This is a genomic window from Paenibacillus sp. Lou8.1 (assembly GCF_024213565.1).
Classification (GTDB): Bacteria; Bacillota; Bacilli; order Paenibacillales; family Paenibacillaceae; genus Paenibacillus; species Paenibacillus polymyxa_B.
The window spans coordinates 419,280-431,460 of the sequence record NZ_JANAVN010000001.1 but is presented as its reverse complement, the minus strand read 5'-3'; the positions used below and the strand labels follow the sequence as shown (position 1 = coordinate 431,460).

At 47.8% G+C, this 12,181-nt stretch carries 11 protein-coding genes; all 11 read right to left on the bottom strand.

Annotated features, from left to right (window positions below; genetic code table 11):
• Positions 1 to 3,570 carry a chromosome segregation protein SMC gene (gene smc / locus NLX78_RS02055; protein ID WP_254349487.1) on the bottom strand — a complete coding sequence of 1,190 codons (3,570 nt, stop codon included), beginning with the start codon at positions 3,568 to 3,570 and terminating at the stop codon, positions 1 to 3.
• Positions 3,571 to 3,826: 256 nt separating this feature from the next.
• The gene (rnc, locus tag NLX78_RS02050; protein ID WP_013309856.1) at positions 3,827 to 4,525 is read right to left on the bottom strand and encodes a ribonuclease III; all 699 of its coding nucleotides are present in this window, start codon (positions 4,523 to 4,525) and stop codon (positions 3,827 to 3,829) included.
• 12 nt (positions 4,526 to 4,537) lie between these two features.
• The gene (gene fabF, locus NLX78_RS02045; protein ID WP_061832008.1) at positions 4,538 to 5,776 is read right to left on the bottom strand and encodes a beta-ketoacyl-ACP synthase II; all 1,239 of its coding nucleotides are present in this window, start codon (positions 5,774 to 5,776) and stop codon (positions 4,538 to 4,540) included.
• A gap of 228 nt (positions 5,777 to 6,004) precedes the next feature.
• Complete coding sequence (locus NLX78_RS02040; RefSeq protein ID WP_007429985.1) at positions 6,005 to 6,238, bottom strand: acyl carrier protein; 234 nt, start codon at positions 6,236 to 6,238, stop codon at positions 6,005 to 6,007.
• Between the two features lie 109 nt (positions 6,239 to 6,347).
• On the bottom strand, positions 6,348 to 7,097 hold the full coding sequence (gene fabG, locus NLX78_RS02035; RefSeq protein WP_025721716.1) for a 3-oxoacyl-[acyl-carrier-protein] reductase: 750 nt from the start codon (positions 7,095 to 7,097) through the stop codon (positions 6,348 to 6,350).
• A gap of 50 nt (positions 7,098 to 7,147) precedes the next feature.
• Complete coding sequence (fabD, locus tag NLX78_RS02030; RefSeq protein WP_254349486.1) at positions 7,148 to 8,092, bottom strand: ACP S-malonyltransferase; 945 nt, start codon at positions 8,090 to 8,092, stop codon at positions 7,148 to 7,150.
• Positions 8,093 to 8,173: 81 nt separating this feature from the next.
• Positions 8,174 to 9,163 (bottom strand): beta-ketoacyl-ACP synthase III, encoded by a 990-nt coding sequence (locus NLX78_RS02025; RefSeq protein ID WP_069291709.1) that lies wholly within the window; start codon positions 9,161 to 9,163, stop codon positions 8,174 to 8,176.
• An 8-nt stretch (positions 9,164 to 9,171) separates the two neighbouring features.
• Entirely contained in the window at positions 9,172 to 10,164 is a 993-nt protein-coding gene (gene plsX, locus NLX78_RS02020; protein ID WP_254349485.1) for a phosphate acyltransferase PlsX, read from the bottom strand.
• Entirely contained in the window at positions 10,148 to 10,744 is a 597-nt protein-coding gene (fapR, locus tag NLX78_RS02015) for a transcription factor FapR (RefSeq protein ID WP_007429980.1), read from the bottom strand. The genes plsX and fapR overlap by 17 nt, the downstream gene beginning before the upstream one ends.
• A gap of 281 nt (positions 10,745 to 11,025) precedes the next feature.
• A complete protein-coding gene (gene rpmF, locus NLX78_RS02010) occupies positions 11,026 to 11,199 on the bottom strand; it encodes a 50S ribosomal protein L32 (RefSeq protein ID WP_007429979.1) in 174 nt (57 codons plus the stop codon).
• 187 nt (positions 11,200 to 11,386) lie between these two features.
• Positions 11,387 to 11,905 (bottom strand): YceD family protein, encoded by a 519-nt coding sequence (locus NLX78_RS02005; protein WP_069291707.1) that lies wholly within the window; start codon positions 11,903 to 11,905, stop codon positions 11,387 to 11,389.
• Positions 11,906 to 12,181: the final 276 nt, after the last annotated feature.

The following is a 12,181-nucleotide window of genomic DNA, read 5'->3' as shown; positions in this document are numbered from 1 at the left end:
TCAGGCAATCTCAGCTTCATCGTTGTCCAGCTTGACAGATACGAGTTTGGAAACCCCGCCTTCCTCCATCGTAACCCCGTACAGCACATCAGATTCTTCCATTGTGCCCTTACGGTGTGTGACTACAATGAACTGTGTCTGCTCCGAGAATTCCCGTAAATACTGGGCAAAACGCACCACGTTTGCTTCGTCCAATGCAGCCTCTACTTCATCGAGTACACAGAATGGAACAGGTTTAACGTGTAAAATGGCAAATAGTAACGCCATCGCTGTTAACGCGCGCTCACCGCCCGACAGCAGCTGCAAGTTTTGCAGTTTTTTGCCCGGTGGCTGAGCTACGATGTCAATTCCCGTCTCCAATAAGCGTTCCGGGTCAAGCAGCACGAGATCAGCACGTCCGCCTCCGAACAGCTTGGAGAATACCGTTCCAAATTCACGCCGAATAGCATCGAACGTAGTCTTAAAGCGCTTGGACATTTCATCATCCATTTCACGAATAACTTGATAAAGCGTTGTCTTGGCCTCCACCAAATCAGACTTTTGCTCATCAAGAAACGTATAACGCTCATGCACACGCTGGTATTCTTCAATGGCGCCCAGATTCACCTCACCCAACGCGGAAATACCCCGTTTGAGCCTCTCTACCTCGCTCTGCGTACCTTTAATATCTTCCGGTATAGGGTAACGCTGCTTGGCTAACTCATAGCTGAGTTCATAATCATCACTTAATTTTTTCAGAACGTTTTCCAGTTCCACATCAAGCCGATTTACTCCAATTTCCGTTTGACGAAGCAACTCCTCCACTGACTTGAGCTGAATTCGCTGTTCTTTCGTGTCGTTCTCAGCCACTTCAAGCTTTTTGGACAAGCTGCTGCGTGCAGCCCGTTTGAATTCCAATTGCTGTGCGGCTTCTTCCTTTTTCAAACGGTATTGATTGAGATTTTCAATCTGTTTTACGGTCTCCTGCTCATTGGTCAGCAAATCTGCTTCGATGGAAGCAAGCAAGGTCTTGTTTTGTCTCGAATCCTTACCAAGAGTATCATAATCCCCACGCAATCTGCGCAGCTGCTCTTCTAATGAAAAGCGCTCCTGGTCCAGCTTTCCTTCTCTTACCTTGAGATTCGTGAGCTCTCCCTGCAGCTGCTCTTTGGCAGATTCGTTGGCTTTACGGGCAAATTCGGCAGCATGAATGGCCTGATGCGTTTTCTTTTCTTCTTCCTCCAGCGCAGCCAACTTTATCAACGCTTCTTCACGGGAAGTTTCCAGTTCCTTGATTTCCTGATCAAAGCCCTTTTTCTCCTGACCAGACGCAGCGACCTGCTCTAGAACATGACGAAGTTCATGCTCCAATTGCTTGAGCTCCATTGCCATCTGCTGCTCTTCGCCGCGCTTCACATCGCCGCCGTGACGAAGCTCGTCCAGACGGGTCTGTGTCTCCTCCAACTGGCGTTTGGTATCTATTGCACTCTGGCGCAACCTTGCAATTTGCTGCTCCGTATCTACAATGTCTTGATCCAACTGATCCAGCTGACGTTTGCGTCCAAGCAGATTAGCATTTTTCTTGAACTGGCTTCCCCCAGTCATGGAACCCCCTGCATTGACAACATCACCTTCCAAAGTGACCACGCGGTATCTATATTGGCAACGGGCCGCAATACGGTTTGCATCTTCCAACGTACGGGCAATGACCACATTCCCCAAGAGACTGCCTACAATTCCGGCATATCGATCATCATACTGAACAAGATCTGCACCGATTCCGACAAAGCCTTCGGCTCCTTCTGCAATTTGGCGTTCTCCTGCACCGATTTGACGCGGACGGATAACATCCATAGGCAAAAATGTCGCTCTGCCCAGTTGACGTTGCTTTAGAAAACTGATCGCCTGTCTAGATACGGATTCATTTTCCATCACGATATGCTGAACTGAAGCACCCAAAGCGGTTTCCATCGCCTGCTCTAAATGCTCAGGCACCCGAATCAGCTCCGCTACCGCTCCATGCACACCATGCAAAGTTTCTTTTCGTGCAGCCTTCAATACCTCTTTAACTCCAAGCATGAAGCCGTCAAAGTCATCCTGCATTTCCTTCATTGTATCTCGCCGTGAAATTTGAGCCTCACGTTTTTGTTCCCATTTACGAACCGTACCCTGGTTTTCTTCCAGTAGTTTTTGCAGGGCCTGGTACTTTTCACTTCCCTGAATATAGCCACTACGCAAACTACTGATTTCCTGCCCCAGCTTCTGAACCGCAGCTTCCAATCCCTTTTTGCGCTGTTCAAGTTGTACTTTCTGGGCTTCCCATTTGCCGGATTCGTCACTTACGCGAGTCACACGCCGTTCCAATGCTTCCTTCTGTTGGTCTGTATAACGAATTTCGTTACGCGCCTGCGCCATCTGATTCATCAGCTCCAGCAGACCACCCTTTAGGCTTTCTTCCTGCTCCTGGCTGATTCCGCCTGTAACACCAATCAGTTTGGCCTCTTCGTCAGACAGCCGCGCACGCAACTCGTCAAGCTCTACATTCAGTGCAGACAGTTTTTCGTTCAGCTGATCCAGTTCACTCCTGCGCTCGGAATGCCGTGATTCGCTTGTGCTAAGTGATAAGATCAATTGTTCCCGATTAGCCTCCAGATTGCGTGTGCGCTCTTTGAGCAATTCGCCGTAGCCTTCACTTTTCTCCGTCGCTTCACTGTATTGCAACAAATCCCTTTGCAACTGCTCTACCTGCTCTTCCAGCTGGCGCAATTCGTTGCGGTCGCTTTCCAGCATCGCATCATGGCGGGACACCACCGTAGACAACTGAAGCTGCTCCTGCTGCAACAGAGCTAGTTTGGAAGTCGCATCGCTCCACGAAGTATGAATTTGTTCAATTTGATGGACGTACATTGAAATTTCTTTTGATTTCAATTCACCGCGCAGCTCTTTAAAATGAATCGCTTTTTCAGACTGCTCCTTAAGCGGTCCAATCTGATCCTCCAGTTCACTAACCAAATCGTGAATACGCAGCAAATTTTGCTCCGTTTCATCCAGCTTGCGAACCGCATCTTTTTTACGCGATTTATATTTTACGATACCCGAAGCTTCCTCAAAAATACCTCGACGATCCTCAGATCGGGTACTCAGAATTTCTTCAATGCGTCCCTGCCCAATAATTGAATAAGCTTCTTTACCAATGCCTGTATCCATAAACAGCTCTGTAATATCTCGGAGTCTGCATGATTGCCGATTAATGAAATATTCACTATCCCCACTTCGATGTACACGTCGCGTTACCGTGACCTCACCAAAATCCAGAGGCAACGCCTGATCTTCATTATCCAACGTAAGCGATACTTCACCGTAATTAACAGCCTTACGAGCATCACTACCCGCAAAAATAATGTCCTCCATTTTGCCGCCACGCAGTGATTTGGCACTCTGTTCGCCCAGCACCCAACGAATTCCGTCGGAAATATTACTTTTTCCGCTTCCGTTGGGTCCGACGACTGCCGTAATGCCGCGGACAAATTCCATTTCCGTTTTATCTGCAAACGATTTGAAGCCCGCCAGCTCAATGCGCTTTAAAAACATGCTCAATCTCACCTCTAACATTTCAAATATGCTTGTACAACACCGTATACCTGATTGATATGAATTATCCCTATTGTAGCATAAACTAGCTTGTATAAAGCACAGTACCGACACTCACATTACACCAGCAAAGCCACGAAAAAAGAGCAAAACGCAGTCCATTCGCCATTACGGGCCGGGACTCCCCGCGGACTGCCCTTTGCTCTTACTTTGTGCCCCCTGCTTGCGTAACCCGTCCGGGCTGCTCAGGTACCGATTACGATTCTGCCAGCTTCAAACGGTTTAAAGCTACTGCCGCCGCTTGCTGCTCAGCTTCTTTTTTGGAGCGTCCCGTACCTGCCCCTAGCCGTTCGCTGTCCATATATACCTCAGCTACAAACTCGCGCTCATGGGCTGGTCCGCGCTCCTCTACAATCTTGTATTCAAGCATCCCCATGTTATGATGCTGCGTCAGTTCCTGAAGCTCTGTTTTGAAATCACTCATCTGAAGCTTACCGTTTAATACAATTTGAGGAAAAATATAACGTTCCAGAAACGAACGGACGGCCTCCAGACCCTGATCCAAATAAAGCGCACCTACGAACGCTTCGAATACATCAGCCAACAGAGCCGGACGAGTACGTCCACCTGTCAACTCTTCACCTTTTCCAAGCAGTACATATTGCCCGAACTCAAGCCCGACAGCAAATTTCACCAGAGAAGGCTCACAGACAATAGCTGCACGCAACTTGGTGAGTTCGCCTTCGGGTCGGTTAGGGTACTGATTGTACAATTGCTCGGACACCGTCAGTTCCAGAACAGCGTCACCTAAAAATTCAAGACGCTCATTGTCTGCATGCTGACTGAACCGATGTTCGTTTACGTAGGAAGCGTGCGTAAAGGCCTGCTTCAGAAGCTGCCGATTGTTGAATTGAATATGAAGTTTCTGCTGTAATTGCTTCAAGTCTCCACTCAACGAACTGACCCCTTATGCTTCATATTTTTTTAGAATAACCGTAGCATTGTGACCGCCAAAACCAAAGGAATTGGACATAACCACATTCAGTTCCGCTTTTCTCGGCTTATTAGGTACATAATCAAGATCGCATGCCGGGTCTTGATTATCCAAATTAATCGTTGGCGGAATCGTCTGATGCTGAAGGGCGAGACCACAGATCACGGCTTCAACGCCGCCCGCTGCACCCAATAAATGCCCTGTCATCGATTTGGTTGAGCTGATCGCTACCTTATAGGCATGCTCTCCAAGCGTTTTCTTAACTGCTTCCGTTTCGGATTTATCACCGACTGGTGTAGATGTACCATGTGCATTGATATAATCAATCTCTTCAGGATTCAATCCAGCATCACGGATCGCCATTCTAATGCAGCGTGCCGCTCCCTCTGGATCAGGCTCCGTCATATGATGGGCATCGCCAGAAAGACCGTAGCCAATCACTTCACCGTAAATACGCGCACCACGCTTCAAAGCATGATCCAACGATTCCAGAATAAGAACACCAGAGCCTTCGCCCATAACAAACCCGTCTCTTTCGGTATCAAAAGGACGACTTGCCTTTTGAGGCTCGTCATTACGCGTGGACATCGCTCGCATGGAACAAAATCCAGCCATACCAATCGGACGAATAGTGGCCTCAGCTCCTCCGCAAATCATGGCGTCTGCGTCACCGCGCTGAATCATGCGGAAGGAATCGCCAATAGCATGACTGCCCGTGGCACATGCCGTAACTGGTGATGTATTAGGGCCTTTAGCACCGAGTGAAATCGATACTTGACCGGAACCCATATTAGCAATCATCATCGGGATGAAGAAAGGGCTTACGCGTTTAGGTCCTTTTTCAATCAGTGCGTTGTGCTGATCTTCCCAAGTTCCCAATCCGCCAATACCGGAACCGACAGATACACCAACACGCTCAGCGTCCGCATTTTCTCCGATTACAAGTCCGCTGTCCTCAAGCGCCAACTTACTAGCAGCAACCGCAAACTGCACAAAGCGGTCCATTTTACGCGCATCCTTACGTTCAATATAATCCTCTGGATTAAAATCTTTAATGGAAGCGGCTATTTTCGTAGTGTACTCACTTGTATCGAAAGCTTCGATTTCACTGACGCCGGATTTTCCAGCCATCAGATTATCCCATAGTGTGTTCAAATCCTGTCCCAGCGAAGTGATTACACCCATTCCTGTTATGACAACACGTTGTTTCAAAGATAATCACCTCTATGTTTACTGCATATTGTATTTTAAGACCGCACACTCTTGTGCGTAAAAATAATATAGAATCAACTAAAGTTAGTAATGCCGCATACTTCTCAGCCTTTGACTAAGTGAAGCTGAGCCAAACTCAAAAACACGCGGCAATTCCGTCTTTAGTTCAATCTGTATAATTAGGAGAAAGTCCCGCCTGTAACAGAACGGGACTTTTGATGACATGAATTAGGTATGAGATTGTATGTACTTCACAACTTCACCTACAGTTGTAATTTTCTCTGCATCTTCATCAGAGATTTCCATATCAAACTCATCTTCCAATTCCATTACCAATTCAACTACATCGAGAGAATCAGCGCCTAAATCATCTTTGAAAGATGCTTCAAGTGTAACTTCGGCTTCGTCGGCTCCCAAACGGTCAACGACAATGCGTTTTACGCGCTCCAATACATCGGACATCCGGCTCACCTCCTCTTAGGTATTATACGAAAATTACAATTAAAATGCCATAGAAGAGAGTTTTCATTGACAACTCTTCATCGGGGCATGCGGATTGGCAACATGCTACTTACATATACATGCCGCCATCCACATGCAAAGTCTGGCCCGTCATATATGAGGAAGCATCCGAGGCCAAGAACAGCACCACGTCAGCAATTTCCTCAGGCCGTCCAAGACGGGCCAGCGGTATACCGCTAAGCATATTGTCACGCAAATCATCAGCCAGTACCTGCGTCATCTCAGTATCGATGAATCCAGGAGCCACACAGTTCACTGTAATACCTCTCGACGCAAGCTCTCGAGCAGAGGATTTGGTAAGACCAATTACCCCTGCTTTAGCAGCAACGTAGTTGGCTTGTCCTGCGTTGCCAAGTACACCGACCACGGAGGAGATATTGATAATTCGGCCAGAACGCTGCTTCATCATTGGACGTGTTGCCGCCTTAAGACAATTAAACACACCCTTCAGATTCGTTTCGATCACCTGATCGAATTCCTCTTCCTTCATGCGCATGATTAAATTATCTCTTGTTATGCCGGCATTATTCACCAGGATGTCAATCTTGCCCCAAGCGCCAATCACATCCTTGATCAACTGATCTGCTTCGTCAGCGCGACCGACATTAGCCTGAACTGTAATAGCCTCTACACCTTTGGCACGAATCTGCTCTGCTACCTCAGTCGCAGCCGCTTCACTACCAGCATAGTTTACTGCCACATTAGCGCCTGCTTCAGCCAGCGCCAGCGCGATACTACGGCCAATTCCGCGCGACGCTCCCGTAACGAGCGCCGTTTTTCCACTCAATGGCTTAGACATCATAGTCCCCCCTTGCAAGTATATAACCCGTTAAGGCAATGATTATACTTTTAACGGGCCTCCAAGGCTTCCGTTACAGAAGCAAACGACTCCAGGCTGCTTATATTATACAGCTTAACCGTTTTGTCGATTTTTTTAACCAGTCCAGTCAAAACACTTCCCGGTCCAAACTCAACAAAGGTGTCAACACCTTGTTCTAGTAGCCATGTTACACTGTCTTCCCACAGTACCGGAGAATAGACCTGATCCACCAACAGTTGGCGGATTTCGCTCCCCTCACGTACAGGTTTAGCTGTTACATTGGCAACAACCGGAATCTGAGCTTTCGAGAAATTCACAGCCTCCAACTTGCCGGAGAGCTTGGTCGCTGCTTCCTTCATCAATGATGAGTGGAAAGGACCGCTAACCTCCAGAGTAATAGCGCGCTTGCCTCCTGCTTCCTTCACACGTTCAGCGACAGCAGCTACGCCCTCCTTCGTACCAGATACAACAATTTGTCCGGGACAATTGATGTTGGCTAGTTCGACCAGTTGACCAGACTCCGTAATATCACGGCACAATGCTGCCAATGCTTCACGATCAGCTCCCAACACAGCAGCCATCCCACCTTGCCCATCAGGAATGGCCTGCTCCATGAACTCGCCACGTGTACGAACGATCTCAACCGCATCCTCAAATGCGAGGACACCGGAAGCGACTAGCGCGCTGTATTCTCCTAGACTGTGTCCAGCCACATAATCGGGATGAATGCCCATTTTTTCCTTGAACGCTTCATACAACGCAATGCTCGCCGTTAACAGTGCAGGCTGCGTATTGGATGTTTGCTTCAAAGCTGTGTCCGGCCCTTCAAAAATCAGTGCGCTTAGTGCGAACCCTAACCGTTCGTCCGCTTGGCGAAATACTTCTGTTGCAGCTGGAACTGCTTCATAAGCATCTTTAGCCATACCTACAGCTTGTGAGCCCTGACCGGGAAATATAAATGCCGTTTTGCCCATCGTGTATGCACCTCTCTGTATCCAATGCTTGTCCTGTAAAACACTACACAAATTCAATATTATATCAAAACTTCCAACTAATTACCAGACAAGAACCGACGCTCCCCAGGTCAAGCCACCGCCAAAGCCCACCATTAATACACGGTCGCCTTCCTTCATGCGGCCTTCCTCAGCTGCTTCCACAAGAGCGAGAGGGATTGATGCTGCAGATGTATTCGCATATTTATGAACATTAACAACTACCTTTTCCTCTGGTAAATCCAGACGTTGCATCGCCGACTGGATGATGCGAATATTAGCTTGATGCGGAACGAACAGATCAATATCATCTTTAGACAGCCCTGCTTTTTCCAACACATCAACCGTTGCCGTTCCCATAACACGAACCGCGAACTTGAACACTTCGCGTCCGTTCATGTAAATGTAGTGCTGTTTATTTTCCAGTGTGTCTGCACTCGCAGGCAAACGCGAGCCTCCTGCTTCCAACTTGAGTAAGCTGCCTCCGGCACCTTCAGCCCCGAGATCAAAGGATTGGAATCCTCTACCTTCAGGCACTTCGCCAATCACTACAGCTCCTGCACCATCTCCGAATAGAACACAGGTATTGCGGTCGGTATAATCTGTAATCCGAGAAAGACAGTCTGCCCCAATGATTAATGCATTATTATAAATACCTGTCTTAATGAAGCTCGTTGCCGTAGCTAGTCCGTATACAAAACCCGAACATGCCGCAGACAAATCGAAAGCTGCTGCGCCTTTGGCTCCCAATTTGTCCTGAAGAATGCAGGCAGTTGACGGAAACGCCATATCCGGTGTAACCGTAGCTACAATAATTAAATCCAGATCCTGTGCCGTCATACCCGCGGACTCCAACGCCTTAATTGCTGCTTCATAAGCTAAATCAGATGTAGCCTGTTCTGGAGCCGCAATATGGCGCTCCTGAATCCCTGTACGGCTGACAATCCACTCATCACTCGTTTCTACGATTGCTTCCAAATCTTTATTGGTTAGAATTTTCTCAGGTACGTATTTCCCTGTTCCGATAACACCAACCGGCCGTAATTTATTCATATCGTCACTCACTTCCTGCTGATTTCCTTGGATATACTTTCAACCAACCGGTTTTGCAAGGCCGTACGAGCCTGCCTTACCGCGTTTTTGACGGCAACGCCGTCAGACGAACCGTGACTTTTCAGGACGAGTCCACTCAAACCCAGCAAAGGAGCCCCGCCATGCTCTTTATAATCCAATTTACCTTTCAGACTGCGAAGCTCAGGCATAATCAAGGCTGCTGCAAGCTTGGTCTTCAAGGATTTGGTGAATTGCTCTTTTAAGAGAGAAAATATGGCTCCGGCTGTACCCTCCAGTGATTTTAGCATGATATTTCCAGCAAATCCATCACACACCAGTACATCGCAATTCCCGGTTAACACATCTCTCGATTCAACATTACCCACAAAATTGACAGGTAACTGCTCAATAAGTGGAAATGCCAACTTCGTCAGTTCATTGCCCTTCCCAGCTTCAGTCCCCACATTCAGCAGACCCACCCTTGGAGAAGCCACACCGTGAACTTTCTGACGATACAAACTCCCCATCAGTGCATACTGGGCAAGATGCTCAGGTTTGGCATCCATATTGGCTCCCAAGTCAAGCGCCAGAATACCCTGATCATCAATCGTTGGTATCATCGGCGCGAGAGCCGGACGTTCAATGCCTTCCATTCTTCCAACCACCAGCAACCCTGTGGTCATTAGCGCGCCTGTATTACCTGCGGATATCATGGCATCCGCTTCGCCTTCTCTGACCATTCGACCAGCCACGACCATCGAAGCATCCTTTTTACGGCGCACTGCCTTTACAGGCTCGTCCTGCGCATCTATCGTTTCGGATGCATGGCGAATGCTGAGGTTCGTCGGCAACGCCCTGCCGTTCAGAACCGATTCAATACGTTCCCGGTCACCAACCAGCGTAATGTCCGTATCCTTCCATTCCGCCGCCGCAGATAGCGCGCCCTCTACTGTCGCCTCAGGAGCATTATCTCCCCCCATGGCATCAATGGCGATCCGCATGCTGACTTCCTCCTTCGCTATACTCTTCCTCCGTGGAGCGATAAATGACAAAGTTGCCTTGGAACACCATTTCTTCTCCTACGTAGGCAAAGACTTCCACTTTAGCCTTCCCTTTTTGTTCTGGATTGGAGCGTACATATGCCTTGGCAATGCACTTCTCACCTAAATGAACCGGGCGGACAAAGCGTATATCCGCTGACGCGGTCAATGCTATCTCATCATTAATCACGGCAACGGCCAATGAATTGGCCTGGGCAAATACATAATGCCCCCGCGCAATGCCAGTACGCGAAAAAATATGTTCCTCTTTAATCTCAAAAATCGAAATACCGCTTCGATCTAACTGTAGATCAACGATATCCCCGATCACTTCATGCAAAGGCAAGGAACGAACCTGGTCGTAGGAGCGCTCAGCCATCAGCTTTAGCCGTTCCCGCAATTCCGGGATTCCCAGTTCCATCCGGTCCAGCCGAATAGTCTGAATACTTACCTTCAGCTGTCTTGTCAATTCCTGATCCGTTACGAACGGATTATCATCAATTAATTGAGTCAGCCGCTGCTGTCTCTGTCTCTTCGGCAAACGTTCGATGTCAGTGACGCCTCCTTTCCCTACAATAAACTGTCGTTCAGACGACAGTTTGGGTTACTTTACTTCACTTTCTAACGGCGAGACTTCAAGCCGATTTGTCTTCTTGTATGTATAAAGGAACCCCTTCGGCCCTTCTTTCTTAGAACCTGGTACTAAAACAGTATATAGCATGCTGACGTAAAAAGGAAGCATGCAGACAAAAAAAGTAGCGCCTCACTGAAGTGAAGCGCTACTCTTTCTGCGAAGATTCCAAAGAATCCGCTTATCGGACATTATTGAGAGATGATCTCTCTAGCTTTGTACGTTCCGCAAACTTTGCACACATGGTGAGCAAGTTTCAATTCGCCGCATTCGGAGCATTTCACCATACCTGGTACTGCCAGTTTAAAGTGAGTACGACGTTTGTCGCGACGAGTTTTGGATGTTCTCCGTTGAGGTACTGCCATTCTTCCCACCTCCTTAACCAGATCAACCCCGCATAACGGGTATGACTTCTTATCTCATTCAAGACTGAAAGAAAATGCTAGAAGCAATTATCTTACAGCCGGTGAATCAAGCCTGCAACATCCACGCATCGGTTCAGTAACTCTCCGGCACAAGCGGATGATGATTTTTCAGAATTGAACTCAATTCTCATTTAAAAAAATCCTTAAGCCCTGCCAGACGCGGATCAATCTTTTCCGTATTGCCATCGCTACTGTCATCGGAGCCAATACTCCAGTTTTGTCCGGTCTTTGGTGCGATTCCCTGACAATCCTCACTGCACAAAGGCGCAAACGGCACATGCAGTACAAACAGTTCTTCACAATACGGTGCAATGTCGAAGGAGTCCTCCGTCACTGCGATAAAATCGCCATCTTCATCCTCCTCTTCAACACTCGAAGAGGTTTGCTTGAACCGTTCACGGAATTCAATCTTTAAATCCTCGTGCATCGGGCTTAAACAGCGTGAGCACAGCATGTCCAGACCTGCGGTCAACGTGCCTTCCACGCTCATCAAGCCTTGACCCAGACTAACGGCGACCAAGTCGGTCTCCAGCGGGGAAACGGCCGTAACATCAGCACGATCATCCACCAATTCACTCACATTAAGAGATTCACGGATAGGAAAAGGACCGTCACTTGTTGCTACTTTGCGAAAAAATAGTTGCATCACTATCACTCCAAACAAACAAAAATTATTATACCGACTGATCGAGTCGTTTGTCAACACCTTTCACTTTACACCACTCACAAATCCACCGGTTTTCCAATGGTTCGACAAGTTTTATGCAGAAGTAAAAATGCATTGTGCTAAACATGTACTGATGAGTATTCGTACCCCCGCCACTCTTCGTGTACAATAATGCGAGTATAAAGCTTTTTCGTCCAGGTCTCAATGGTCTTGTTCATGCCGACGATGAAAAATCAGTATAGCTGCCCTGAAAAC